The sequence below is a fragment of the Speluncibacter jeojiensis genome (assembly GCF_029589495.1).
Taxonomy (GTDB): Bacteria; Actinomycetota; Actinomycetes; order Mycobacteriales; family Mycobacteriaceae; genus Speluncibacter; species Speluncibacter jeojiensis.
The window spans coordinates 892,756-917,337 of the sequence record NZ_JAAIVF010000001.1 but is presented as its reverse complement, the minus strand read 5'-3'; the positions used below and the strand labels follow the sequence as shown (position 1 = coordinate 917,337).

The following is a 24,582-nucleotide window of genomic DNA, read 5'->3' as shown; positions in this document are numbered from 1 at the left end:
AAGCGGCACGCTCGACAGCGTTGCCGCCCGGACCGCTAGTCGTAGCGTTCCCCGATGCTCGACTCGGCGAGCCGGGACAGGCCCTCACGGATGTGCCGGGCCCACAGCCCGCCGATCCCGTCGACCGATTGCAGGTCGGCGGCGCTGGCCGCGAGCAGCGCCTGCAGGCTGCCGAACGCCTGGACGAGACGATCGATCTGGATGTACTGCAGCCGCGGGATGCGGGTGAGCAGCCGGTAGCCGCGCGGGCTCATCGGCGTCTCCAGCGCCTCGATGGTCGGCGGGTAGCCGAAGGTGCGCGCGATCGTGGTGAGGTCGAGCAGGTCGGCGTCGGTGAGCTGGTCGAGCGCGTCGAGCGCGATCTTCACCTCGGTGGACGACGGCCGGTCCGGTCCGGGCAGGTAGTCGCGGACCAGCAGTTCGCGCGCGGAGTCGTTGTTGCCGACGAGCTCCTCGAGCTGCAGTGCCAACTGGCGACCGTCGGTGCCCAGCTCGACGACGTTCTGATCGATCTCGATCGAGATGCGCCGGACCTTTTCCTGCCGCTGGGTGACCGTCAGCGCGTCGCGCAGCGTCACGAAGTCCTCGATCTCGACCACCGACAGCTGCCGGGTGACCTCGTCGAGACGCGTCTTGTAGCGCTCGAGGGTGGAGACGGCCTGGTTGGCGCGGGCCAAGATGGTGCCCGAGGTCTCGATGACGTGGCGGGTGCCGGCGACGTAGACGCTGACGATGCTCATCGACTGGCTCACGGAGATCACCGGGTAGCCGGTCTGGATCGCGGTGCGCTCGGCGGAACGGTGGCGGGTGCCCGACTCCTCGGTCGGGATGCTCGGATCGGGGACCAACTGCACGTTCGCCCGCACGATCCGGCTGCCGTCGGTGGACAGCACCACCGCGCCGTCCATCTTCGACAGCTCACGCAGGCGGGTGGGGGCGAACCGCACGTCGAGTTCGAAGCCGCCGTCGCACAGGTCCTCGACCAGGTCGTCGTAGCCGAGCACGATCAGGGCGCCGGTGCGACCGCGCAGGATTCGCTCGAGCCCGTCCCGCAGTGCGGTCCCCGGTGCCAGCCGTGCCACGGTTTCCCGCAGGCTGGGCGGTGTCCCGGCGTGGTTCATGGTGTGAGATCCCCCGATGGTTTCCGGCGTACCGGCATCTCGGCAGCCTGTCGATCGGCGCTCACGTCGTGGTGTCGGAAAACCTGTCGACGGTAAGGGTGCCTAACGGTCTGTTGTCAGTCGCATTTACATTACTCATTCATGAGTAGTACGTGGAGTTTGCCCGCAGACATCGAGATCCCGGTTCGGCATCCCATGGCCCCGGAGCCGGGAGCCCAGATGCGCGAGCACTGGGAAAAATGCTTCGGTTGCGGATCGGACCAGCCGACCGGTCTGGGCATGACGTTCATCGCGGGCGAGGGGCTGACCGTCGAGGCGCAGTTCGACGTCGCGCACCGCTACCAGGGCGGCCCCGGGGTGATCCACGGCGGCATCCTGTCCACCGGCTTCGACGAGGCGATGGGCACCTGCTGCATGCTGCTGGCCAACTCGGTGGTCACCGCGCACCTCGAGGTCGACTACGCGCGGCCGATCGTGTTGGGCAGCACGCTGAAGTTCTCGTGCCGGATCGACGGCGCGGTCCGCCGCAAGGTCTACACCAGCGCCGAGGCCTACGTCGACGGCAGCAACGCGCCGGTGGCCACCGCCCGCGCGCTGTTCGTGCAGATCGACATGGACCAGCACTTCAAGGACACCAAGCAGTTCATCGACCACTTCTGAGTCGCCCCGCGCCGGGCATCCGGGCCCGGTGACCGTCAGCCGCGCAGGACGCGCAGCGCGGCACCGAGGCTGTCGACGGGAATCGGTTTGATCCCGTCGGGAAGCCTGCCGGTACCGGCCGGGACCACCGCCTCGCGGAAGCCCAGCCGCGCCGCCTCCGCCACGCGCCGGTCGGCGCCCGCCACCCGGCGCACCTCGCCCGCCAGGCCCAGCTCACCGAGCACCACCATGCTCGGCCGCAACGGCCGGTCGGTCGCCGCCGAGGCCACCGCCAGGGCCAGCGCCAGGTCGGCGGACGGCTCGACCACGCGCATGCCGCCGACGGTGGCGGAGTACACCTCCTTGTCTGCGAGCTTGATCCCGCCGCGCCGGTCCAGGACGGCCAGGATCATCGAGACCCGGGCCGAGTCGAGTCCGCTGACCGCGCGGCGCGGTGACGGATTCGACGAGTTGGCCACGAGTGCCTGAACCTCGCCCAGCATGGGGCGCTTGCCGTCCATGGTGACCGTGACGGCGGTACCGGGCACGACGGCGTCGCGATGGTGCAGGAACAGCCCCGACGGGTCCGTGATGCCGACGATGCCGTCGTCGCGCAGCTCGAAGCAGCCGACCTCGTCGGCGGCGCCGAACCGGTTCTTGATGCCGCGCACCATGCGCAGCGTGGAGTGCTTGTCGCCCTCGAAGTGCAGCACGACGTCGACGAGGTGCTCGAGCGAGCGCGGGCCGGCGACCGCCCCGTCCTTGGTGACGTGCCCGACCAGCAGTACTGCGACGCCGGTGGTCTTCGCCAGCGACGTCAACGCGCTGGTGATCGCGCGCACCTGCGTCACGCCGCCGACGACGCCGTCCACGTCGCCGGCGATCATCGTCTGCACCGAGTCGACGACCAGCAGGGTGGGGCGGACCTGATCGACGTGGCCGATCACGGTGTCCAGGTCGGACTCGGCGGCGAGCAGCACCCGATCGTGCACCGCGCCGGTGCGCTCGGCGCGCAACCGCACCTGGCCGGCCGACTCCTCGCCGGTGATGTAGAGGGCCGGTCCCTGCTCGCTCTCGGCCCAGCGCCGGACCACCTCGAGCAGCAGCGTGGACTTGCCGACCCCGGGCTCGCCGGCGAGCAGCACGACCGAGCCGGGCACGATCCCGCCGCCGAGTACCCGGTCGAGTTCGCCGACACCGGTCGAGCGGGCGCGGGTGGCGTGGCCGTCGACCTGGGAGAGCGGAAGCGCGGGCGTGCTGGGGAGCATGGGGCTGCGCGCCGACCCGGCGCCGGCCCCGACCCCGCCGCGCGCGGTGCCGGAGGCGACGACCTGCCGCTCCTCGAGCGACCCCCAGCTGCCGCACTCGGCGCACCGGCCCACCCATTTGGGGACGGTGTGCCCGCAGGCGGAGCACTGGTAGCTGGTCTTCGGTTTCGGCACGGGGGCAGCCTACGGCGGGCGACCGACATCCAGCTGGACTGTCGGCCCGCGTGCGAAATGCGCCCGACCCCGGCACGCAGTGCGTGCCGGGGTCGGTGATCGTGAGGGTCGCTCCGTCGGGGCCGCTCCCTCAGGGGGCCGGGACCCGCGTCGGTGCTATCCGCCCTGTCGCGGCGAGGAGTAGAAGACGGTGACCGGAACGGACATGTGCAGCGGTCCGGCGCCCTCGAAGTCGAGGGTGATCGGCACGTTCAGACCCGGACGGATGCTGTTGCTCAGGTCGGTCACCGCGATGTGGATCGGCGCGGTGGCGGGGTTGACGGGCTGGTCGGTGGCGGGCATCGCGGCGGTGAGCGTCTGGCCGCCGGGGACGATCGCCTTGTCCGGCTCGACGATGGTGGCGGTCGCGCCGGTGACCTCGACGCCGGTCAGGCGGTCCGAGGCGCCGGGGTTGCCGTTGGCCACGGTGAACGTCAGGTTCGCCTTGGCCGGTTCGGCGCCGGGCTTCTCGTTGCCCTGCGGGAACATGATCTGGGCGTCGCGCACGTAGAGGGCGCCGATCTTGGCTTCGGTCCCGTTGACTGCCGGCACCTGGTTGGCGGTCTGGGAGATCTGACCGGCGCTGCAGGCGGACAGGCCGAAGGCGGCTCCGGCGCTGAGCGCCAGGGCGACCAGAGCGCGGCGGGCGGGTCGGCTGGTGGCCCGGGCCACCAGGCTGGGCTTCGACGCATTCGGGGCAGTCACGGGCGGATCCTCCAGGGCGTTTCACATGGTCGCGGTTGGGGCATGGTCACGGTCACCGTGATCGGACGGCGGTCGGTCGCCCCGGGGGCGGTCGACGCTCGGTCGTGACGTCGGGTGATCGGCCGTGCACGGTCACCGAGCGGTGGCCCAGCCGATGTGTGTCCAAACTCGACTACACAGAGTAGTGGCCGACCCCGCTGCCGTGGAAGCCTGGGTCGGCGAGTCGGCCGGGCAATCGGGTCGGGTGCGATGTCACCGGCCGCGTCGGACGGGCCTGTTTCGCATGGAATTCCACCGTCCGAACGCACGAATTAACCGGCCTGTCAAGTGGCCGCAAACCCCCAGCATGGCCCTGACCTGCAAGGACAGGAAAGGCGTAATTGGATGGCGTGTTAACATAGACACATCGAAAGGGGCACGGGACAGATGATTTTCAAGGTCGGAGACACCGTCGTGTATCCCCACCACGGTGCTGCGCTGGTCGAAGCGATCGAAACGCGCACCATCAAGGGCGAACAAAAAGAATACCTGGTGCTGAAGGTCGCCCAGGGCGATTTGACGGTTCGGGTCCCCGCGGACAACGCCGAGTACGTCGGCGTGCGTGACGTGGTCGGACAGGAGGGGCTCGACAAGGTGTTCCAGGTGCTGCGTGCGCCGCACACCGAGGAGCCCACCAACTGGTCGCGCCGGTACAAGGCCAACCTCGAGAAGCTCGCCTCGGGCGACGTCAACAAGGTGGCCGAGGTCGTGCGTGACCTGTGGCGTCGTGAGCAGGACCGCGGGCTGTCCGCGGGCGAGAAGCGCATGCTGGCGAAGGCCCGTCAGATCCTGGTCGGCGAGTTGGCTCTGGCCGAGGGCACCGACGATGCCAAGGCGGAGGTCATTCTCGACGAGGTTCTCGCGGCCGCCTCTTGATCCACAGGTGATTACACCGAACGGCGAACGCTCGGTCGTGGCGCTCGTCCCTGCCGCAGGCAGGGGCGAGCGCCTCGGCATGTCGACACCCAAGGCGTTCGTCGAACTCGGCGGGAAGACCCTGCTGGCCCGCGCGGTGGACGGACTGCTGGCGTCCGGCTGCGTGGACCGCGTGGTCGTGATCGTGCCGGCCGAACTGACGGCGGCGGCCGCGGCGCTGCTGCCCGCCGGCGTCGAGGTGGTGATCGGCGGCGCCGAGCGCACCGACTCGGTGCGGGCCGGGCTGACCGCCGCCGGCGACGCCGAGTTCGTCCTCGTGCACGACGCGGCCCGCGCGCTGACCCCGCCGCAGTTGATCGAATCCGTGGTGCGGTCGCTGCGCGGCGGCCGCGGCGCGGTGATACCCGCGCTGCCCGTGGTCGACACCGTCAAGGTCGTCGACGAGTCGGGTGCGGTCACCGGAACCCCGGACCGGGCCGCCCTGCGCGCCGTGCAGACCCCGCAGGGGTTCGCCGCGGAGTTGCTGCGGCGGGCCTACCGCAGCGAATCGGTCGCCACCGACGACGCCGCGCTCGTCGAACTCGCCGGCGAGACCGTGCACACGGTCCCCGGCGACCCGATGGCCTTCAAGATCACCACCCCGCTGGATCTGGCGCTGGCCAACGCTCTGGTGGAGGCCGGGCAGGAGACGTCCCGAGATGTGGACGCTGTCGGACGAGGAGGAGCGGCGTAGTGCGCGTGGGAATCGGGACCGACGTCCATCCGGTCGAACCGGGCCGGCCGTGCTGGGTGGCCGGGCTGCTGTTCGAGGGTGTCGACGGCTGCGCCGGGCACTCGGACGGGGACGTGGCCTCGCATGCGCTGTGCGATGCGCTGCTCTCCGCGGCCGGTCTCGGTGACCTGGGCGCCGTGTTCGGCACCGGACGCCCCGAGTTCGCCGGCGCGAGCGGGGTGACGCTGCTGGGCCACGTGCGGGAACTGCTCGACCAGGCGGGTTTCGCTGTCGGCAACGCCGCCGTGCAGGTGATCGGCAACGCCCCGAAGATCGGACCGCGCCGGATCGAGGCGCAGCGAGTGCTCTCCGACGTTCTCGGGGCACCCGTGTCCGTGTCCGCGACGACCACCGACGGGCTCGGATTGACCGGCCGGGGAGAAGGGCTTGCCGCGGTCGCGACCGCGCTGGTGCTGGCAGTACCGGCTGACCAGTAGGATGAGCCATCGTGACCCTGCGCCTCTACGACACCGAAACACGGGCTCTGCGGGACTTCCGTCCGCTGACCCCCGGCCACGCCTCGGTGTATCTGTGTGGCGCCACCGTCCAGGGTGAACCGCACATCGGCCATGTGCGCAGCGGCGTCGCGTTCGACGTGCTGCGGCGCTGGCTGCTCGCCACCGGGTACGACGTGGCCTTCGTGCGCAACGTCACCGACATCGACGACAAGATCCTGCGCAAGGCCGACGAGGCCGGCCGGCCCTGGTGGGAATGGAAGTCCACCTACGAGCGGGCGTTCACCCGCGCCTACGACCAACTCGGCGTCCTGCCGCCGTCTGTGGAGCCGCGCGCGACCGGCCACGTGACCCAGATGGTCGAGATGATCGAGCGTCTGATCGAGCGTGGTCATGCCTACGCCGCGTCGGGCAACGTGTACTTCGACGTGCTCAGCTACCCGGGATACGGGGCGCTGTCCGGACACAAACTCGACGACGTGCACCAGGGCGAGAGCGCCGGCGAGGGCAAGCGCGACCCCCGTGACTTCACGCTGTGGAAGGCCGAGAAGCCGGGCGAGCCGTCCTGGCCGACGCCGTGGGGCCGCGGTCGGCCCGGCTGGCACCTCGAGTGCTCGGCGATGGCCGTCTACTATCTCGGATCGTCGTTCGACATCCATTGTGGCGGAATGGATCTGGTCTTCCCGCACCACGAGAACGAGGTCGCGCAGGCCAAGTGCGCCGGGGACGGCTTCGCCGACTACTGGCTGCACAACGGCTGGGTGACCATGGGCGGCGAGAAAATGTCGAAGTCGCTCGGCAATGTGTTGTCGATCCCGAACGTGCTCAAACTCGTTCGCCCGCAAGAGCTCCGCTACTACCTGGGCAGCGCGCACTACCGTTCCATGCTCGAGTACTCGGAGGAGGCACTGCACACCGGTGCGGCCGCCTTCCGGGGCATCGAGGCGTTCCTGCAGCGGGTGAACGTGCGCGCCGGGGCGGTGTCGGTCGGCAGCTGGACCGAGGCGTTCGCCGCCGCGCTCGACGACGACCTGGGTGTGCCCGCGGCGCTGGCCGAGATCCACGGTCAGGTCACCGCCGGCAATCGTGCGCTCGAATCCGGCGACCACAAGTCCGCCGTCGACATCGCGTCCTCGGTGCGGGCCATGATGGGGATCCTCGGGGTGGACCCGATGGACGAGCACTGGAACGAGGCGAGCGCGCGGTCCGAGGCCGCGACCTCCGCGCTCGACGTCCTCATCCGTGCCGAGCTCGACCGTCGCCAGCAGGCGAAGGCGGGCAAGGACTGGGCGGTCGCCGACGACATCCGCGATCGCCTGGCACGGGCCGGGATCGAGGTCACCGACACCCCGGACGGCCCGGAGTGGGCCCTGCGGGAACGTGACCGGAGCAAGCAGAAGACCAACCCCGAAGGTGGGAACTGATGGCCGGCAACTCGGCGCGGCGCGGCGCAATCCGCAAGAGCGGCACCAAGAAGGGGCAGGTCGTCGGTTCCGGCGGTAAGCGCCGCAGGGGACTGGAGGGGCGCGGAGCGACCCCGCCGGCCGAGGCGCGCACCAAGCATCCCGCGGCCAAGCGTGCGGCGGCCGCCGCACGGGCCGAGCAGAAGCAGCAGGGCGGTCGGGGCCAGGGTGGCCGCGGACCGCAGCGGCGCAAGTCCGACGACGGGCCGGAGACCGTGCTCGGCCGTAACCCGGTGCTCGAGTGCCTGCGGGCCGGCGTGCCTGCTACGGCGCTCTACGTCGCGGTCGGCACCGAGAACGACGATCGGCTGAGCGAGAGCGTGCAGCGTGCCGCCGACGCGAACATCTCGATCCTCGAGGTGCCGCGCACCGATCTGGACCGGCTCTCGGCCAACGGCCTGCACCAGGGTGTGGCCTTGCAGGTGCCGCCGTACCGCTACGCGCACCCGGACGACCTGCTCGCCGCCGCGCGGACCGCGCAGGAACCGGCGCTGCTGGTCGCGTTGGACAACATCACCGATCCACGCAACCTCGGCGCGGTGGTGCGGTCGGTGGCGGCCTTCGGCGGGCACGGAGTGCTCATTCCCGAGCGGCGCAGCGCGAGCGTGACCGCGGTGGCGTGGCGCACCAGCGCCGGTGCCGCCGCGCGCCTGCCGGTCGCCCGCGCGACCAACCTGACCCGCACGCTCAAGGACTGGGCCGCGAAGGGCTGCCAGATCGTCGGGCTGGACGCCGGTGGCGACGTCACCCTCGACGACTTCGACGTCGCGACCGATCCGTTGGTCATCGTCGTCGGCTCCGAGGGCAAGGGCCTCTCGCGACTGGTGCGGGAGAACTGCGACGCGATCCTGTCGATCCCGATGTCCGGGCCGGTCGAGTCGCTCAACGCCTCGGTGGCCGCCGGCGTGGTGCTGGCCGAGGTGGCGCGCCGCCGCCGCGCCTGACCGGTGCCGATCGGCGCCGGCGCAACAGTCGGCGGACCTCGCCACGCCTGGCCTTCGTCGGCACGCTGGTGTTCGATGGACCCATGAGGCTTCTGCGCACGACCGATCGCATCCGTCTTCGCCGCGCGGCGGCGGCCGGCCTGCTCACAGCGGCGGGCGCCGCGGCCCTGCTGGGTGTGACCGCCACGGCGGCGGCCGCCGCACCCGCGCAGCCCGCCGCGCCGGTGGTCCCGATGACGCCGCTGTCGCAGTCCGGTGAGTATCAGGTGGTGCAGGTCGCCGACCAGAACGATCTGCTCAACAGCGACAAGGCCATCGTGATCGGCGGCGGCGACGTCCGTGCCACCAGTGTCGACGGCCAGACGTTCCACTACTACCGGGTGGTCGACGGCGCCCGCTCGCCGCTGGTCGCGTCGGCGCCGGTGTGTCTGCCGACCGGTGCCTGCCACATCGTGCTGTCCGACAACCAGAGCCCGGTCGTCTGACGTTCACCGGCCGGCGACCGCCGCGTCGACCAACTGGATCCGGCGCAGCGGGATCTGCGTCTGCAGCGCGATCGCGGTCGACGAGCGCAGCACGTGCTCGCCGTCGACGATCTCGTCGATCACCCGCTGCAGGTCGGCGTTGTCGCGGGCCGCGACCCGCACCAGCAGATCTCCCGAGCCGGTGATGGTGTGTGCCTCGAGCACCTCGACGATCGAGGTCAGGTGCGCGACGACCTGCTCGTGCCCGCGGCCCTGCGCGATCTCGAGGGTGGCGAAGGCGGTGATCGGGAAGCCGAGGGCCGCCGGGTCGAGGGTGGGGGACAGCCCGGCGACGACGCCGGCGCGCCGCAGACGGTCCAGTCGGGCCTGCACCGTGCCGCGGGCGACGCCGAGCCGCCGCGAGGCCTCGAGCACACCGATCCGCGGCTGTGCATCGAGCAACGCCAGCAGATCCGCGTCGAGCCGGTCGATGGTCACGGGCATCCCTCCCAACAGGGGAGCAGCATTGGTCACATTGTCCATTCGGATGCGACCGTTCGGCGGCAATTTGTACAACCTGGCCAGCTCGGTCGGCACCGGTTGAGCGGTCCGGACCGGCGCGTCCACAGTGGGGCATGACCCTCGCAGACGATCGCCTCACACCCCGCGAACGCGCCGCGCACCTGCACGCCGCCGACCTGCGCGCACTGGTCGGCCTGGTCGAACACGACGACTGCGCCGACCCGTTCCCCGTGATCGGGATGGATGCGGTGGTGTTCGTGTGCGGCAACGCCACCCAGAGCGCGCACCACTTCGTGCGCACCTGGGGCATGGACCTGGTCGCCTACGCCGGGCCGGAGACCGGGCTGCGCGACCACAAGGCGTTCGTCCTCGAATCCGGCTCGGTGCGGTTCGTGCTGCAGGGGGCGGTCGACCCGGCCAGCGCGCTCGCCGACCATCACCGCCGCCACGGCGACGGGGTCGTCGACCTCGCGATGGAGGTGGTCGACGTGGACCGCGCCGTCGCGCACGCCCGCTCCCAGGGGGCGACGGTGCTCGACGAGCCGTATGAGGTCACAGATCGGTTCGGCACGGTCCGGCTTGCCGCGCTGGCCACCTATGGCGACACCCGGCACACGCTCGTCGACCGCAGCCGGTACGCCGGGCCGTACCTGCCCGGATTCGTCCCGCGCAGCAGCGGCTTCGCGCGTCCCGCGGGTTCGCGCGTGTTCCAGGCGCTCGACCATGCGGTCGGCAACGTCGAGATGGGCCGGATGGATCAGTGGGTGGGCTTCTACCAGCGCGTCATGGGGTTCACCAACATGGCCGAGTTCGTCGGCGACGACATCGCCACCGAGTACTCCGCGCTGATGAGCAAGGTCGTGGCCAACGGCAACCACCGGGTGAAGTTCCCGCTCAACGAGCCTGCCGTCGGCCGGCGCCGCTCGCAGATCGACGAGTTCCTCGACTTCTACGGCGGGCCGGGGTGTCAGCACCTGGCGCTGGCCACCGCCGACATCCTCGCTGCCGTCGACACCCTGCGCGCCTCCGGCGTGGAGTTCCTCGACACTCCCGACGCGTACTACGACGACCCCGAGTTGCGGTCCCGGATCGGCGCGGTGCGGGTGCCGGTCGACGAGCTCAAGCGGCGCCGGATCCTGGTGGACCGGGACGAGGACGGCTACCTGCTGCAGATCTTCACCAAGCCGCTCGGCGACCGTCCGACGATGTTCTTCGAGCTGATCGAGCGGCACGGGTCGCTGGGCTTCGGCAAGGGCAACTTCAAGGCGCTGTTCGAGTCGATCGAGCGCGATCAGGCGGCCCGCGGCAACCTGTGACCCGGATGCCGATCGCCGGGCGGTGTCCGCATCACATGCTGGGAACACTCTGGCAGCAGCGGCGAAGGACACTACACCCTGTCGTTGGCAAATTCGCGATTACTGGGACACTGGAAGTCGTGACTGTCTCCCCGCACCCGGCCGAGCCTGGCACCCAGGCCTCTGCGCGGCTGTTCACCCGCGCCGCCGTCGTGACCCCCGGTGGGGTCAACTCGCCGGTCCGAGCCTTCCACTCGGTCGGCGGCACCCCCCGATTCATCAAGTCCGCGAAGGGCTGCCGGCTCACCGATGTGGACGACAACACCTACGTCGACCTGGTGTGTTCCTGGGGGCCGATGATCCTCGGGCACGCCCATCCGGCCGTGGTCGAGGCGGTCCAGCGCACCGCCGTCGACGGGCTGTCGTTCGGCGCGCCCACCGAGGGTGAGGTCGAACTGGCCGAGGAGATCGTGTCCCGGATCGAGCCGGTCGAGCAGGTCCGACTGGTCAACTCCGGCACCGAGGCGACCATGAGTGCGGTCCGGTTGGCGCGCGGATACACCGGCCGAACCAAGATCATCAAGTTCGCCGGTTGTTATCACGGTCACGTGGACGCGCTGCTCGCCGACGCGGGCTCCGGTGTCGCGACGCTCGGCCTGCCGACCTCGCCCGGCGTCACAGGTGCGCAGGCCGCCGACACGCTCGTGCTGCCGTACAACGACCTGGAGGCGGTCGCCGCGGCCTTCGCCGCCAACCCCGGCCAGATCGCATGCGTGATCACCGAGGCCGCCGCCGGCAACATGGGCACGGTGCCGCCGCTGGCCGGCTTCAACGCGGGGCTGCGCCGGCTGTGCGACGAGCACGGCGCGCTCTTGATCATGGACGAGGTCATGACGGGGTTCCGGGCCGGCCCCACCGGTTGGTACGGCATCGACGGTGTGGCCGGCGACCTGATGACCTTCGGAAAGGTGATGAGCGGCGGGCTGCCGGCCGCGGCGTTCGGCGGCCGGGCCGAGGTGATGAGCCGGCTGGCGCCGGACGGCCCGGTCTATCAGGCGGGCACGCTGTCGGGGAACCCGGTCGCGGTCGCCGCCGGACTGGCCAGCCTGCGCGCGGCCGACGCTGACGTCTACCGGCAGCTCGAGCGCAATGCGACCGCGCTGCGCACGCTGCTGACCGATGCGCTGGACCAGGAGGGCGTGGAGCACCGGATCCAATCTGCGGGCACCATGGTCGGCGTGTTCTTCACCGGCACCCCGGTGACCGACTACGCCACCGCCAAGGCCACCCACACCTGGCGCTACGCACCGTTCTTCCATGCCCTGCTCGAGCGCGGCGTCTATGCGCCGCCGAGCGCCTTCGAGACCTGGTTCGTCTCGTCCGCGCTGGACGACGACGCCTTCGAGACCATCGCCGACGCAATGCCTGCCGCCGCCAAGGCCGCCGCGGCAGCAAAGGAGCCCACCCAGTGAACGCCGTGAACAACCCGTCCGCCGACGCCCCGACCGCCGAAGCGGCCGAGATCCCGGGCGCCAAGACCCGGACGGTGGTGCACTTCCTCCGGCACGGCGAGGTGCACAACCCGACCGGGATCCTCTACGGGCGGCTGCCGGGCTTCCGGCTGTCGGTGACCGGGCAGGCGCAGGCCCGGACGGTCGCCAATGCGCTCGCCGACCACGACATCACCTATGTCGTCGCGTCGCCGCTGCAGCGTGCCCAGGAGACCGCGAGCCCGATCGCCGAGAGCCACGGCCTGACGATCAGCACCGACGAGAACCTGATCGAGGCGGACAACGACTTCGAGGGCCTGCGGGTGTCGGTCGGCGACGGCGTGCTGCGCCGTCCCCGGCACTGGCCGAAGCTGCGTGACCCGTTCACCCCGTCCTGGGGCGAGCCGTATCTGCAGATCGCGCACCGCATGCTGGCTGCCGCGAACACCGCGCGCACCAAGGCGTACGGGCACGAGGCGGTCTGCGTGAGCCACCAGCTGCCGGTGTGGACGCTGCGGCGGTTCCTGCAGGGCAACCGGCTCTGGCACGACCCGCGGCGTCGCGAATGCGGGCTGGCGTCGCTGACCAGCCTCGTCTACGACAACGACAACCTGGTCGACATCGTGTACTCCGAACCGGCGGGCGCCTCCGACCCCATGGTGACGGGAGCATGAGCCGCGGGCGCAAGGCGCTGGTGGCGGTGCTGGCGCTGCTGACGCTCGTCGTGGTGTCCGGGTGTGCCGCGGACAAGGACGCGGTCGCGCAGGGCGGCACCTTCGATTTCGTCTCGCCGGGCGGCAAGACCGAGATCTTCTACGATCCGCCGTCCTCGCGCGGGACCATCGGCGACCTGCACGGCCCTGACCTGATGCACGAGGGCAAGACCGTCTCGCTCTCGGACTTCCCGAACCAGGTCGTGGTCGTCAACCTCTGGGGCCAGTGGTGCGGCCCGTGCCGCGGTGAGGCCGGCGACCTCGAGCAGGTCTACACCGCCACCAAGGATCAGGGTGTGCAGTTCCTCGGCATCAACGTGCGCGACCAGCGTTCCGCCGCCCAGGATTTCGTCACCAACAACAACATCACCTACCCGTCGATCTACGATCCGGCGATGCGCAGTCTGACCGCGCTGGGCAGCCGGTTCCCGACCAGCGTCATCCCCTCGACGCTGGTGCTCGACCGGCAGCACCGGGTCGCGGCCGTGTTCCTCAAGGCGCTGCTCGCGGGCGATCTGACGCCCGTGGTCGAGCGCGTCGCGGCGGAGAAGTGACGGCGGACTGACGTGACGACCCAGACGCGCATCGCGATCGGGACGCGCCCGTGGTGACGGGCGCGGTCGTGCTCGCCTCGGGCGGGATCGGCGAGACGTTCCAGACGACCGCGGCGACCGGGCCGGTATTCCTGGCGCTCGCCGCCTGTGTGCTCGCGGGCGCCGTCTCGTTCGCGTCGCCCTGCGTGGTGCCGTTGGTGCCCGGTTACCTGTCCTATCTCGCGGGTGTGGTCGGCGCCGACGCGCCCGCGGTCACCGTCGCGGAGGCGAAGACGGGTGTCCGGCGCGGCGGGCGCTGGCGGGTCGCCGGCGCGGCCGGGCTGTTCGTGCTCGGCTTCACCGTCGTGTTCGTGCTGACGTCCGCCGCGGTGTTCGGGCTGATCTCCGCGCTCACCGTCAACCGGGACGTGTTGCAGCGCGTCGGCGGCGTGATCACCATCGTCATGGGCCTGGCGTTCATCGGGCTGATCCCCGCGCTGCAGCGCGACACCCGCTTCGAGCCGCAGCGGATCTCGTCGCTGCTCGGGGCACCGCTGCTCGGGGCCGTGTTCGGCCTCGGCTGGACCCCGTGCCTGGGACCGACGCTGGCCGGGGTGATGTCGGTGGCCGCCGGCACCGAGGGGACCACCGCGGCGCGCGGCGTGCTGTTGATCGTCGCGTACTGCTTCGGGCTGGGCCTTCCGTTCGTGCTGCTCGCGATCGGCTCGGCGGGAGCACTGCGCGGAGTGGGCTGGCTGCGCCGGCACACCCGCGCGATCCAGATCTTCGGCGGCGTCATGCTGGTGCTCGTCGGTCTGGCACTGGTCACCGGACTCTGGGGCCAGTTCGTGAGCTGGTTGCAGTCCACCCTCGTGGCGGGGGTCAACCTGCCGATATGACCTCGCACATGAACCTCGCCGGGGCCCCCGACCGGGCCCGCACAACCCGATCGACAGGACAGCGATGACGACCACGCAGCAGCGACCCAGCCCACCGGAGGAACCCCGGGTGGTCAAGCGGCAGTCGACGGCGCGCCGGGCGCTGGCGCTGGTCCGCAACGCCTGGCGCGGTCTGACCAGCATGAAGACCGCGCTGATACTGCTGTTCCTGCTGGCGCTCGCGGCGATCCCCGGCGCGCTGATCCCGCAGCGCTCGCTCAACGCGCAAAAGGTCGACAGGTACATCGCCGACCACGCGACCATCGGGCCGTGGATGGACAAGCTCGAGCTGTTCGACGTGTTCGGCAGCTTCTGGTTCACCGCCGTCTACGTGCTGCTGTTCATCTCGCTGGTCGGCTGCATCCTGCCGCGTGTGGTCGAGCACGCCAAGGCGCTGCGTTCCGCGCCGGTGGCGGCGCCGCGCAATCTGGGCCGCCTGCCGCACCACTCGGAGCAGATCTTCGACGGTTCTGTCGACGAGAACGTGCAGCGGGTCCGCGGGGTGCTGCGCGGCTGGCGGGTCACCACGCGTCAGGGGACTGGCGAGCGTTCCGATGAGGTGACGGTGTCCGCCGAGCGCGGCTACCTGCGCGAGGCCGGCAACATTCTGTTCCACCTGTCGCTGGTCGGGCTGCTCCTCGCGATCGGCCTCGGCAAGATGTTCAGCTACGAGGGCAACGTGATCGTGGTCGCGGATCCGAACGGCGCCGGGTTCTGCAACACCACCCCGGCGGTGTACGACTCGTTCCGCGCCGGGGCCACCGAGAACGGCACCGGGCTCAAGCCGTTCTGTGTGAAGGTCAAGGACTTCAACGCCGACTACCTGCCCACCGGTGAGGCGAAGATGTTCCGGGCGCACATCGACTACCAGGCCACCTCAGACCTGGCCTCGGACACCTGGCACCAGTACGACCTGCGGGTCAATGATCCGCTGCGCATCGACGGCGACCGGGTCTACCTGCAGGGCCACGGCTTCGCGCCGACCTTCACCGTCACCTTCCCGGACGGGACGTCGCGCACGCAGACCCTGCAGTTCCGTCCGGACGACGCCCGTTTCTTCCTCAGCTCGGGCGCGATGCGGTTCGATCCGCCGGGCGGCATGTACCCGAACGCCGACGAACGCCGTAAGCATCAGATCGCCATCGAGGGTCTGTTCGCGCCGACCGCGATGTTCGAGGGCAACCTCATGCAATCGGTCGCGCCGACCATGCAGAACCCGGCGGTCGCGATCGACATCTACAAGGGCGACACCGGACTGGACACGGGCCGGGCGCAGTCGATCTTCTCGCTGGACCCGTCGATGATCAGCCAGGGCCGGCTGGTCAAGCAGACCCGGGTGAACCTCAAGGAGGGGCAGAGCGCCACCCTCACGGACGGCACCAAGGTCACCTTCGACGGCGCGAAGGAGTTCGTCAACCTGCAGGTCTCGCACGATCCGACCCAGGACTGGGTGCTGGTGTTCGCCGTGACGATGATCGCCGGCCTGCTCGTGTCGTTGCTGGTCAAGCGCCGCCGGGTGTGGGCCCGGATTTATCCCGACGCGGCGTCGGCTAGCTTGTCCACAGGTAAACGACGTACCGTAGTAGAGCTTGGCGGCCTCGCCCGTACCGATCAGGCCGGGTGGGGCGAGGAATTCACCAAGCTCGGCAAGCGGCTCAGCGTCGGCGAACAGGAGTGATGTACCGATGCCCGTGAACGAAAACCTTTCGCATTACAGCGATCTCGCGTTCGGGTCGGCGACCGGCGTCTACGTGCTGGCGCTGCTGCTGCTGTTGGCGTCGTACGCGGTGGTCCGCGGACGGGCGGTCGAGGCCCGCGAGGAGGCCCGCGAGCGGGAACTCGTCGGTCCGGCCGGGCTAACCGCGACCGAGAACACCCCGGGGCGGGTGATCACGGACAAGCCGAACCGCCCGATGCACGAGCGCCTGGCAAACATGGGCTACGCGCTGGTGGTCCTCGGCTTCGGTCTGCACGTGGCGATGATCGTGCTGCGCGGCCTCGCGGTGCACCGCATCCCGTGGGGCAACATGTACGAGTTCGTCGCGCTGACCTGCTGTGTCGGCGTCGGCGCCGCGCTCTTCATGCTGCGCCGCCGCGAGCAGCACCCGCTGATGGCGTTCGTGATGGTGCCCGTGGTCATCCTCATGTTCGTCGCCGGCACCGTGCTCTACGCGAACGCCGCCCCGGTGGTGCCCGCGCTGCAGTCGTACTGGCTGCCGATCCACGTGACGATCATCAGCATCGGCAGCGGTGTCTTCCTGGTCTCCGGTGTGGCGAGCGCACTGTTCCTGTTCCGCGTGCGCTTCCCGAAGGGCGAGGAGCCCGATACCGCGGTGGGCCGGTTCGCCGCGAAACTGCCCGACGCGCGGGCGCTCGACCGCCTGGCCTACCGGACCGTGGTGTTCGCCTTCCCCGTGTTCGGCGCGGGTGTCATCTGCGGCGCCATCTGGGCGGAGGCCGCGTGGGGCCGGTTCTGGGGCTGGGACCCGAAGGAGACCTGCTCGTTCATCGCGTGGGTCATCTACGCGGCCTACCTGCACGCCCGCGCCACCGCGGGTTGGCGCGATCAGAAGGCGGCCTGGATCAACCTCGCCGGCTTCGTCGCCATGCTGTTCAACCTGTTCATCATCAACATGGTGGTCTCGGGTCTGCACTCCTACGCCGGTCTGAACTGAGCGCCGGTCTGAACGGGGCGCCGGTCTGAACGGGGCGCCGGTCTGAACGGAGCCTGCGCCGACAGCAGACGGGCCCGCCCCGGGAGCGATCCCGGGGCGGACCCGTCTGCTGAGCTCGGTCGACTACTTCTCGGCGTCGGGGCCGTCGGTCGGCGTGCCGAGGCTGTGCAGGAACTCGGGATCGTCGTCGGGGCCCGTCACCGGACCCTTCCCGATCCCCGTGGGACCGAAGGCCCGCCACGCGAGCACGACGAGTGTGGCCAGGCCGACCATGGCCAACAGGTAGATCACGGGTTTACCTCCTTTTCAGGCGAGGGTAGACCCGGTCCGATGGTCGCCGCCACCGGTCGGGGCCGCTACGGAGACGTCCGGCTCGGCAGCGTCGCGCCCGAACTGAGCGAGGCGAGCAGCCGCCGCACCTCTCCCTCTCTGAATCGGCGATGGCCCCCCGGCGTGCGTAGGAACCCGAGCCGTCCGGCCGCGGCCCACCGGGTCACGGTCTTCGGGTCGACCCTGAACAGTTGTGCGACTTCGCGCGGAGTGAGCAGACGTTCCTGCGCCGCGGTGTCGCCCAAGGTGGGCATGTCCATCGGATCTCCTCTGCTACGGACCTGATCCTGACATTGCGTTCCGATCCTGATGCGGAAACCGGACGCCCGGTACCGGGTCCGCGAACGTGACCCGCACCACCGGTTCAACCCGGATTCCTGATCCCGACATTGCACTCATAGTGGCACGTCACAGTGTCTTCCGGACGAGAAATCGGCCGTCCGGGGGTGTCCGCGCCGGTGTCGGTAACCTGGATCCGTGAGTGAAGTACCCGTGAGCCCGCCAGAGTCGAGCCCCAAGGCCCAGCTGGTCAAGCATCTGCTCTTCTACACCGCTGCCAGGCTGGTGCTGTTCGTCGTGCTGACCGCGGCGATCTTCGGCATCGGCCACGTGGTTCTCCACGACGGTCTGCCGCTGATCCTGTCGGCACTGTTCGGCCTGTTGATCTCGCTGCCGGTGTCGATGTTCCTGTTCAAGAAGATCCGGCAGAAGGTCAATGCCGACATCGCCGTCGTCGACGAGCGTCGACGTCGCGACAAGGAGGACCTGCGGGCCCGTATCCGCGGCGAGGACGGCAGCCGGTGACCGCGCGGTGACGCAGCACGTGGACCGCAGCGCTCCCCGCGACTGGGTCGACAACGCAGTCCGGCTGATCGAGGCCGACGCCCAGCGCAGCGCGGACACGCACCTGCTGCGTTATCCACTCCCGTCCGAGTGGGGCGTGCAGCTCTACCTCAAGGACGAGTCGACGCACATCACCGGCAGCCTCAAGCACCGGCTGGCGCGCTCGCTTTTCCTGTATGCACTGTGCAACGGCTGGGTGGGGGAGGGCACCACGGTCATCGAGGCCTCGTCCGGCTCCACCGCGGTGAGCGAGGCGTACTTGGCCAAGCTGCTCGGTCTCGAGTTCGTCGCGGTCGTGCCGCGCGGCACCAGCGCCGCGAAGATCTCGCTGATCGAGGCGCAGGGCGGGCGGTGCCATTACATCGACCGGCCGTCGGAGCTGTACTCGGAGGCGCACCGGCTGGCGGTCGCCTGCGACGGGCACTTCATGGACCAGTTCACCCACGCCGAGCGGGCCACCGACTGGCGCGGGAACAACAACATCGCCGAGTCGATCTTCGGGCAGATGAGCCTGGAACGGCACCCGGTGCCGGACTGGGTGGTCGTCGGCGCGGGCACCGGTGGCACCAGTGCGACGATCGGCCGCTACATCCGCTACCGCCGCCACCACACCCGTCTCGCCGTGGTCGATCCCGAGGGATCGGCGTTCTACGGCGGTTACGAGGCCGGCTCGTGCGACTTCACCACCGGCACGCCGTCGCGCATCGAGGGGATCGGGCGGCCCCGGGTCGAGCCGTCGTTCGTCGGGCAGGTCGTCGACCGCATGATCCGCGTTCCCGATGCGGCGTCGATCGCCGCGGCCCGACACGGCAGCGCGGTGCTGGGGCGTCGGGTCGGCGGCTCGACCGGCACCAACCTCTGGGGCGCGTTCTCCCTGATCGCGGAGATGGTGGCGGACGGGCGCCGCGGGAGTCTCGTGACCCTTCTCTGTGATGGCGGGGAGCGCTATGCGGACACGTATTACGACGACGACTGGGTCGCGTCGGAGGGGCTCGACCTGGCCGAGTCCGGTGCGGTGCTCGCGGAGTTCGCCTCGACCGGCCGCTGGCTGGGCTGACGGCACGGACGTCTGGATACCCTCAGGGGTATCATCGGCGGCAGGTGTACGAACCGCTGGATGAACCAGCCGCCCGACGAATGGGCGTCGACGCGAGAAGAGGGTGTCATGACCGGCGACGAGCAGAGCATTGCCCAGGTCCTCAATCGGCTGCGCCGTGCACACGGCCAGCTGGCCGGGGTGATCTCCATGATCGAGGCGGGGCGCGACTGCCGTGAGGTGGTCACCCAGCTGGCCGCGGTGTCGCGTGCTCTGGATCGCGCGGGGTTCAAGATCGTGGCCTCGGGCCTGCGTGACTGCCTCGACAGCGAAGGCGCGGACGGCCGGCCGGAGATCACCGAGGCCGAGCTCGAGAAGCTGTTCCTCGCGCTGGCCTGATCAGGTCGGGATGTGGTCGCAGATCACTCTCGCACCGCCCGTGTGAGTAACCTCACACGGCGGTGTCGATCCGCCTGTCGCCCGACAAGCAGGTGTGGCGCAGGTTGACCACTGTGACTGGTGAGTACCCTTTCCTTGAGACGGCGTGCGCCGAAAGGTGCGGGTGGGCGACGGATCGGCCGTGACCTGCGAGCATGATCTGTTTGGTCGAACGAGCGCCTGCCGCTAGTGTCCGTGGTCACCCGGACGTCTGCCCGTCCACCCATGTCGGGGGCTCGGACGCGAGCGCGGATCGATGTGGCGGAACCAGGTGGAAAGTGAGCTTGCCGAATGAGGGACGTGTCATCGCGGCGCTGGCGCCTGCCCAGCCTCGAAAACTGGGGCGTCCGATGGAAGGTCACCGCGGTCCTCGCGGTGCCGCTGATCGTCGCCATGGTGTTCGGCGCGCTGCGTGTGCAGTCCGAGCTGAGCGACGCCGTGCACTACAGCTCGGCCGCCGACCAGATGGTCGAGATCCCGCCGATCGTGGCGCTGGAGGCCGCTGTCGGCACGGTGCTCCCCGCCCAGGCGTCGGGCACGCTGAGTCGGGACGACATGGCGACCTTCGACGCAGCCATCGCCGACATGACCAAGACGGCGCACAGTCCGGATCTGGCGGCGCCGGTTGCCGCGGAGCTGGGCAAGGCACTCACGGCTGCTGAGGCGCTGCGCACTCAGGTCCAGGGCGGGATCACCGACGCCGCCGCATTGGGTGAGAATGCGAACACGTCGCGGTCGAGTCTGGTCAACGCGGCGGACGCCATTCTCAGTCCGATCGACGATCACGACATCCAGGCGGCGAAGACCAAACTGATCGACACCTGGCTCGCGCAGCGTCGCCTGAGTGACGAGGCCATGACGATGGTCCAGTACCTCGGCAACATCAACACTCCGCCGACGCACTATGCCTCGGTCACCGGTGCCGAGCAGGCACTGCTCGACACGCTGACCCGCGACTATCCCGCTGATGATCAGAACCTTGCAACGCTGCACGACGCCTTGAACCAGCGCATGAGGATGTTCGAGCAGGGCATTGCATCCAAGCAGTTGCCGGTCCTCGAGGAACGGCAGTCGCTGTTGGAGAGCCTCGCGACCTACCACGGCATGGTCAAGCAGGCGACGGACGAGATCACCCAGGGCGTGCAGGCCAAGGCCATCGCCACCCGGTCGGCGGCGCTGCGTGACGCCGCGATCGTGCTGGGCACGCTGCTGGCCGCGATGGTTCTCGCGCTGTTGGTGTCTCGGTCGCTGGTCTCCCCGATCCGTCGGCTCCGCCACGGCGCGCTGCAGGTGGCACGGCGCGACCTTCCCGACGCGATCGACCGGATCAAGGTCGGCGACACCGTCGACGAGTTCAACGCGGTGCCCGTCTACACCACCGAGGAGATCGGTCAGCTGGCCCGCGCGGTCGACGACATCCACGGCCAGGCGCTGCGGCTCGCCGGCGAGCAGGCGCATCTGCGCCTCCAGGTCAACGACATGTTCGAAACCCTGGCGCGGCGCAGCAAGACGCTCGTCGATCAGCAGTTGGGTCTGATCGAGGCGCTCGAGTACGAGGAGAAGGACCCGAAGCGGCTCGAGAGCCTGTTCCGGCTGGACCACCTCGCCGCCCGCATGCGCCGCAACGGCGACAACCTGCTGGTGCTCTCCGGCATGCGCTCGCGCCGCGGGCCATCCGCGCCGGTCGCACTCAGCGACGTGCTGCGCGCCGCGATCTCCGAGGTCGAGAACTATCAGCGCGTCAAGTTGGGGTCCACCCCGGAGGGCGCCCTGTCCGGGTCCACCGCGACCGATGTGGTCCACCTGCTGGCCGAGCTGCTCGACAACGCATTGCGCGCCTCCCCGCCGGACACCATGGTGTCCTTCAGCTTCGCGCAGGCGATCGACGGCGGGCTGCTGCTGGAGATCTCCGACCGCGGCATCGGCATCCCGCGCGACGAGCTGGCCGCGATCAACAGCAGGCTCTCGACGGGCGCCGAGATCACCCCGGAGACCGCGCGGCACATGGGCCTGTTCGTGGTCAGCCGGCTGGCGGAGCGGTACGGCATCACCGTGCGGCTGCGCCCGACGGTGGAAACGAAGACGAACCCCGGCGTGACCGTGAGCGTGCACCTGCCCCAGCAGTTGATGGTCGCACCGCTGGCCATCGGGATGACCGGTCCGCAGCAGCGGGTCGACACCGGTGCCCAACCCGCCGTGGTGCGCGGCGAACTCGAGTCCGCTCCCGCCCCGCAGCAGCCGGCCCCGACCGTCGAACAGCGCGACCCCACCGGGCCGATGACCGTCACGATGTCGATTCCGGGGAAGATCACCACCTCCAGCGGGTTGCCGCAGCGTCGGCCCGGCTCGCACCAGGTGCCCGCGTTGGGCGTTCAGCCGGATCAGGCCCCGCCGGAGCCGCCCGCTCCGACGCCGCGGCCCGCGGCTCCGGAGCGCTCCGCGGAAGCGCCGGTGCTGCCGCAGCGCACCCCCGCACCGGATGCGGAGGAACAGGCCAAGCGGATCGGTGGAGCCTTCGCACTGCCCCAGCGTCGACCCGTTGCCCCGCAAGCGGACGCGCCGCAGGCAGAGACTCAGACAGCCGCCCCGTCGGCAGAGGCGCAGCGGCCTGCCACCCCGCAGACAGTCGCCCCGCAGCCGGACGAGACGCCTGCCGCGGACGCCCCGCCGGTGCTGCCGCAGCGCCAGCCGGGCCGCAGCGGGGTCTCGGCGCTGCTCAACCCGTCGCCGGCGGCTCCGCGACCGAGCATCCCCGCCCCGGCTCCCACGCCGACGCCCGCTCCGGCTCCGGCTCCGGCTCCGGACACTGCATCCGCCGCACCGGCGGCCGGACGCGCCCCGGCGCCCGCGGCCGTTCCGGCGGCAGGACCGGCGTCGAGGCCGATTGCGAACCCCGAGAACCCGCTCGGCAGGCACCGTTCGGGCCGTGATCCGGAGAAGACCGCGTCGTTCTTCCGGCCGCGGGTCGCGAACCCCAGCGGCCCGGTGCCGCCGGTGGCGGCACCGACCGCGGACCCGGAGCCGGCGGAGTCGCCGATTCCCGACGACACCCCGATCTTCGCCGACATGGTGTCGATGTGGCTTACCGATCCGACCGAGCAGTCGGCTCCGGCCCCGACCACGTGGACCTCCCCCGCCGACGAGGGATGGTCGGCGGCCCAGCGGGCCAGTGAGGAGCCGGTGCGGTCGCGGACCGACAAGGGACTGCCGCAGCGCCTCCCCGGGCATCGGCTGGTGCCGGGTAGCGTCGGCTCCGATCACACCGGCGACGGGCGACAGACACGCGACGCGGCCTCGATCCGGACCCGCCTGAGCCGTCATCAGCAGGGCGTCCGCGACGGACGGTCCACCGTCGCACCGCACCACAGCGCACCTCCCACCGTCGCACCGGGCCACAGCGCCCCGCCCAGCCAGGGTGCGGCATCCGGCAACACCGAAGGAGACCGATGAACTTCGAGAATGGTTCCGACACTTCCCGTCCGCTGGACTGGTTGGTCTCGAACTTTGCGCAGGAGGCGGCGGGTGTCTCCCATGCGGTGCTCGTGTCCGCCGACGGCCTGCTGATGGCGGCCAGCGCCCACCTGCCCACCGACCGGGCCGAGCAGCTCTCGGCGGTCACCTCGGGTCTGGCCAGCCTGTCCGCCGGTGTGTCGAACCTGTTCGACGGTGGCGGCGTGCTGCAGTCGGTGGTCGAGATGCAGCACGGCTACCTGCTGCTGATGAGTGTCGGCGACGGCTCGCACCTCGCGGTGCTCACCAGCTCCTCGTGCGACATCGGGCAGGTCGGGTACGAGATGGCCATGCTCGTCGATCGTGTGGGCGCCTCGGTGCAGGCGAACCCGCGCGTGACCCTGGGATCCTGAGTCCCGGTGACCAGCGATGGATGAGCAGACCCCGCAGAACGGACCGAGCCTGGTCCGCCCCTACTCGCTGACCTCGGGGCGAACCCGCCCGGCGGTGGAGCTGGCGCTCGAGGCACTTATCCAGGCGGTGCCGATGGCAGCCGATCACGAGGCCGAACTCGACAACGTCGAGGCGGCCATCCTCGCGCTGTGCCGGCAGTCGCCGTCGGTAGCCGAGATCGCCGCACGCCTGAGCATGCCGCTCGGCGTCGCCCGGGTGCTCGTCGCCGACCTGGTCGAGGCGGGCCACGTGCAGATCCTGGCGACGTTGAAGGAAGACTCCAGCGACGCCGAACGTCGCGAACTCATCGAAAGGGTTCTCAGTGGACTTCGCGAAATCTAGTGCCCCGGGCCGGGTCACCTCCACGAAGATCGTGATTGCGGGCGGCTTCGGCGTCGGCAAGACCACGCTGGTCGGTGCCGTGTCGGAGATCGTGCCGCTGCGGACCGAGGCACTCGTCACCGACGCCAGCGACGGTGTGGACAACCTGAGCGCCACCCCGAACAAGTCCACGACGACGGTCGCCATGGACTTCGGCCGGATCTCGCTGGCCTCGGATCTGGTGCTGTACCTGTTCGGCACCCCGGGACAGAACCGGTTCTGGTTCATGTGGGACGACCTGATCCGCGGCGCGATCGGCGCCATCGTGCTGATCGACACCCGGCGGCTCGAGGAGAGCTTCGCGGCCGTCGACTTCTTCGAGGCCCGCAACCTGCCGTTCCTGGTCGCCATCAACGAGTTCGACGATGCGCCGCAGTATCCGATCGAGGACATCCGCCAGGCGCTGGCGGTGTCCGCAGAGGTGCCGATCATGTCGATCGACGCCCGGGACCGTGAGTCCGCCAAGCGTGGGCTGGTAGCGATCACCGAGTACGCGTTGAGCAAGCTCGCCCAGCCGGTCGCCTGA

27 protein-coding genes are annotated in these 24,582 nt (G+C 70.2%); 21 read left to right on the top strand and 6 right to left on the bottom strand.

What is annotated here, in order from left to right:
* Positions 1-35 precede the first annotated feature (35 nt).
* Positions 36-1,121, bottom strand: coding sequence for a DNA integrity scanning diadenylate cyclase DisA (disA, locus tag G4X40_RS03875; protein WP_277830266.1), 1,086 nt, complete (start codon positions 1,119-1,121; stop codon positions 36-38).
* Positions 1,122-1,262: 141 nt separating this feature from the next.
* Here disA and G4X40_RS03870 point away from each other — a divergent pair, with 141 nt between their 5' ends.
* Positions 1,263-1,781: a PaaI family thioesterase gene (locus G4X40_RS03870; protein WP_277830264.1), complete on the top strand. Its 519-nt coding sequence runs from the start codon at positions 1,263-1,265 to the stop codon at positions 1,779-1,781.
* Positions 1,782-1,816: 35 nt separating this feature from the next.
* On the opposite strand, the gene radA is transcribed toward G4X40_RS03870, so the two are convergent.
* Together radA and G4X40_RS03860 are read right to left on the bottom strand one after the other, a co-directional pair.
* Positions 1,817-3,202 carry a DNA repair protein RadA gene (radA, locus tag G4X40_RS03865; protein WP_277830263.1) on the bottom strand — a complete coding sequence of 462 codons (1,386 nt, stop codon included), beginning with the start codon at positions 3,200-3,202 and terminating at the stop codon, positions 1,817-1,819.
* 156 nt (positions 3,203-3,358) lie between these two features.
* Positions 3,359-3,946, bottom strand: coding sequence for a copper chaperone PCu(A)C (locus G4X40_RS03860; RefSeq protein WP_277830262.1), 588 nt, complete (start codon positions 3,944-3,946; stop codon positions 3,359-3,361).
* A gap of 426 nt (positions 3,947-4,372) precedes the next feature.
* On the opposite strand from G4X40_RS03860, the gene carD reads away from it, so the two are divergent.
* The 6 genes from carD to G4X40_RS03830 all read left to right on the top strand — a co-directional run bounded on the left by carD (position 4,373) and on the right by G4X40_RS03830 (position 8,980).
* Positions 4,373-4,861, top strand: coding sequence for an RNA polymerase-binding transcription factor CarD (carD, locus tag G4X40_RS03855; RefSeq protein ID WP_277830260.1), 489 nt, complete (start codon positions 4,373-4,375; stop codon positions 4,859-4,861).
* A 10-nt stretch (positions 4,862-4,871) separates the two neighbouring features.
* Positions 4,872-5,594: a 2-C-methyl-D-erythritol 4-phosphate cytidylyltransferase gene (ispD, locus tag G4X40_RS03850; protein WP_408642132.1), complete on the top strand. Its 723-nt coding sequence runs from the start codon at positions 4,872-4,874 to the stop codon at positions 5,592-5,594.
* Positions 5,594-6,070 carry a 2-C-methyl-D-erythritol 2,4-cyclodiphosphate synthase gene (gene ispF, locus G4X40_RS03845; protein ID WP_277830256.1) on the top strand — a complete coding sequence of 159 codons (477 nt, stop codon included), beginning with the start codon at positions 5,594-5,596 and terminating at the stop codon, positions 6,068-6,070. The genes ispD and ispF overlap by 1 nt, the downstream gene beginning before the upstream one ends.
* A gap of 11 nt (positions 6,071-6,081) precedes the next feature.
* Positions 6,082-7,512: a cysteine--tRNA ligase gene (gene cysS / locus G4X40_RS03840; protein ID WP_277830255.1), complete on the top strand. Its 1,431-nt coding sequence runs from the start codon at positions 6,082-6,084 to the stop codon at positions 7,510-7,512.
* Entirely contained in the window at positions 7,512-8,495 is a 984-nt protein-coding gene (gene rlmB, locus G4X40_RS03835) for a 23S rRNA (guanosine(2251)-2'-O)-methyltransferase RlmB (RefSeq protein ID WP_277830254.1), read from the top strand. The genes cysS and rlmB overlap by 1 nt, the downstream gene beginning before the upstream one ends.
* 83 nt (positions 8,496-8,578) lie before the next feature.
* Entirely contained in the window at positions 8,579-8,980 is a 402-nt protein-coding gene (locus G4X40_RS03830; protein WP_277830253.1) for a hypothetical protein, read from the top strand.
* A gap of 3 nt (positions 8,981-8,983) precedes the next feature.
* On the opposite strand, the gene G4X40_RS03825 is transcribed toward G4X40_RS03830, so the two are convergent.
* A complete protein-coding gene (locus G4X40_RS03825) occupies positions 8,984-9,457 on the bottom strand; it encodes an Lrp/AsnC family transcriptional regulator (protein WP_277830252.1) in 474 nt (157 codons plus the stop codon).
* Positions 9,458-9,594: 137 nt separating this feature from the next.
* On the opposite strand from G4X40_RS03825, the gene hppD reads away from it, so the two are divergent.
* The 7 genes from hppD to ccsB all read left to right on the top strand — a co-directional run bounded on the left by hppD (position 9,595) and on the right by ccsB (position 17,125).
* Positions 9,595-10,797: a 4-hydroxyphenylpyruvate dioxygenase gene (gene hppD / locus G4X40_RS03820; RefSeq protein WP_277830250.1), complete on the top strand. Its 1,203-nt coding sequence runs from the start codon at positions 9,595-9,597 to the stop codon at positions 10,795-10,797.
* Positions 10,798-10,916: 119 nt separating this feature from the next.
* Complete coding sequence (hemL, locus tag G4X40_RS03815; RefSeq protein ID WP_277830249.1) at positions 10,917-12,248, top strand: glutamate-1-semialdehyde 2,1-aminomutase; 1,332 nt, start codon at positions 10,917-10,919, stop codon at positions 12,246-12,248.
* Between the two features lie 5 nt (positions 12,249-12,253).
* Complete coding sequence (locus tag G4X40_RS03810; RefSeq protein WP_277831258.1) at positions 12,254-12,940, top strand: histidine phosphatase family protein; 687 nt, start codon at positions 12,254-12,256, stop codon at positions 12,938-12,940.
* Positions 12,937-13,533, top strand: a complete 597-nt coding sequence (locus tag G4X40_RS03805; RefSeq protein ID WP_277830248.1) for a TlpA disulfide reductase family protein — start codon at positions 12,937-12,939, stop codon at positions 13,531-13,533. Before G4X40_RS03810 ends, G4X40_RS03805 begins: the two co-directional genes overlap by 4 nt.
* A 53-nt stretch (positions 13,534-13,586) precedes the next feature.
* Positions 13,587-14,411 (top strand): cytochrome c biogenesis CcdA family protein, encoded by an 825-nt coding sequence (locus G4X40_RS03800; RefSeq protein ID WP_277831256.1) that lies wholly within the window; start codon positions 13,587-13,589, stop codon positions 14,409-14,411.
* A gap of 64 nt (positions 14,412-14,475) precedes the next feature.
* Entirely contained in the window at positions 14,476-16,128 is a 1,653-nt protein-coding gene (gene resB, locus G4X40_RS03795; RefSeq protein ID WP_277830247.1) for a cytochrome c biogenesis protein ResB, read from the top strand.
* Between the two features lie 7 nt (positions 16,129-16,135).
* Positions 16,136-17,125, top strand: a complete 990-nt coding sequence (gene ccsB / locus G4X40_RS03790) for a c-type cytochrome biogenesis protein CcsB (protein ID WP_277830246.1) — start codon at positions 16,136-16,138, stop codon at positions 17,123-17,125.
* Between the two features lie 123 nt (positions 17,126-17,248).
* Here the strand turns inward: ccsB and G4X40_RS03785 are convergent, their stop codons facing one another.
* Both G4X40_RS03785 and G4X40_RS03780 read right to left on the bottom strand, forming a co-directional pair.
* Complete coding sequence (locus G4X40_RS03785) at positions 17,249-17,416, bottom strand: hypothetical protein (RefSeq protein WP_277830245.1); 168 nt, start codon at positions 17,414-17,416, stop codon at positions 17,249-17,251.
* 65 nt (positions 17,417-17,481) lie between these two features.
* Entirely contained in the window at positions 17,482-17,715 is a 234-nt protein-coding gene (locus G4X40_RS03780; RefSeq protein WP_408642106.1) for a BldC family transcriptional regulator, read from the bottom strand.
* A 217-nt stretch (positions 17,716-17,932) separates the two neighbouring features.
* On the opposite strand from G4X40_RS03780, the gene G4X40_RS03775 reads away from it, so the two are divergent.
* The 7 genes from G4X40_RS03775 (at position 17,933) to G4X40_RS03745 (ending at position 24,582) form a co-directional block, all read left to right on the top strand.
* Positions 17,933-18,259 (top strand): DUF4229 domain-containing protein, encoded by a 327-nt coding sequence (locus G4X40_RS03775; protein WP_277830244.1) that lies wholly within the window; start codon positions 17,933-17,935, stop codon positions 18,257-18,259.
* A gap of 7 nt (positions 18,260-18,266) precedes the next feature.
* Positions 18,267-19,355, top strand: a complete 1,089-nt coding sequence (cds1, locus tag G4X40_RS03770) for an L-cysteine desulfhydrase Cds1 (protein ID WP_277830243.1) — start codon at positions 18,267-18,269, stop codon at positions 19,353-19,355.
* A 108-nt stretch (positions 19,356-19,463) separates the two neighbouring features.
* The gene (locus tag G4X40_RS03765; RefSeq protein WP_277831253.1) at positions 19,464-19,733 is read left to right on the top strand and encodes a metal-sensitive transcriptional regulator; all 270 of its coding nucleotides are present in this window, start codon (positions 19,464-19,466) and stop codon (positions 19,731-19,733) included.
* Between the two features lie 330 nt (positions 19,734-20,063).
* A complete protein-coding gene (locus G4X40_RS03760) occupies positions 20,064-23,222 on the top strand; it encodes a sensor histidine kinase (RefSeq protein ID WP_277830239.1) in 3,159 nt (1,052 codons plus the stop codon).
* A complete protein-coding gene (locus G4X40_RS03755) occupies positions 23,219-23,635 on the top strand; it encodes a roadblock/LC7 domain-containing protein (protein ID WP_277830238.1) in 417 nt (138 codons plus the stop codon). The genes G4X40_RS03760 and G4X40_RS03755 overlap by 4 nt, the downstream gene beginning before the upstream one ends.
* A 16-nt stretch (positions 23,636-23,651) precedes the next feature.
* Positions 23,652-24,017, top strand: a complete 366-nt coding sequence (locus tag G4X40_RS03750; RefSeq protein WP_277830237.1) for a DUF742 domain-containing protein — start codon at positions 23,652-23,654, stop codon at positions 24,015-24,017.
* Positions 23,998-24,582 carry a GTP-binding protein gene (locus G4X40_RS03745; protein ID WP_277830236.1) on the top strand — a complete coding sequence of 195 codons (585 nt, stop codon included), beginning with the start codon at positions 23,998-24,000 and terminating at the stop codon, positions 24,580-24,582. The genes G4X40_RS03750 and G4X40_RS03745 overlap by 20 nt, the downstream gene beginning before the upstream one ends.

Coding starts and splice junctions, on each gene's coding strand:
- disA (WP_277830266.1), bottom strand. CDS start 1,121: ATGAACCACGCCGGGACACCGCCCAGCCTGCGGGAAACCGTGGCACGG.
- resB (WP_277830247.1), top strand. CDS start 14,476: ATGACGACCACGCAGCAGCGACCCAGCCCACCGGAGGAACCCCGGGTG.
- G4X40_RS03765 (WP_277831253.1), top strand. CDS start 19,464: ATGACCGGCGACGAGCAGAGCATTGCCCAGGTCCTCAATCGGCTGCGC.
- G4X40_RS03760 (WP_277830239.1), top strand. CDS start 20,064: ATGAGGGACGTGTCATCGCGGCGCTGGCGCCTGCCCAGCCTCGAAAAC.
- G4X40_RS03750 (WP_277830237.1), top strand. CDS start 23,652: ATGGATGAGCAGACCCCGCAGAACGGACCGAGCCTGGTCCGCCCCTAC.
- G4X40_RS03830 (WP_277830253.1), top strand. CDS start 8,579: ATGAGGCTTCTGCGCACGACCGATCGCATCCGTCTTCGCCGCGCGGCG.
- G4X40_RS03870 (WP_277830264.1), top strand. CDS start 1,263: ATGAGTAGTACGTGGAGTTTGCCCGCAGACATCGAGATCCCGGTTCGG.
- G4X40_RS03805 (WP_277830248.1), top strand. CDS start 12,937: ATGAGCCGCGGGCGCAAGGCGCTGGTGGCGGTGCTGGCGCTGCTGACG.
- G4X40_RS03755 (WP_277830238.1), top strand. CDS start 23,219: ATGAACTTCGAGAATGGTTCCGACACTTCCCGTCCGCTGGACTGGTTG.
- hppD (WP_277830250.1), top strand. CDS start 9,595: ATGACCCTCGCAGACGATCGCCTCACACCCCGCGAACGCGCCGCGCAC.
- ccsB (WP_277830246.1), top strand. CDS start 16,136: ATGCCCGTGAACGAAAACCTTTCGCATTACAGCGATCTCGCGTTCGGG.
- G4X40_RS03780 (WP_408642106.1), bottom strand. CDS start 17,715: ATGGACATGCCCACCTTGGGCGACACCGCGGCGCAGGAACGTCTGCTC.
- carD (WP_277830260.1), top strand. CDS start 4,373: ATGATTTTCAAGGTCGGAGACACCGTCGTGTATCCCCACCACGGTGCT.
- rlmB (WP_277830254.1), top strand. CDS start 7,512: ATGGCCGGCAACTCGGCGCGGCGCGGCGCAATCCGCAAGAGCGGCACC.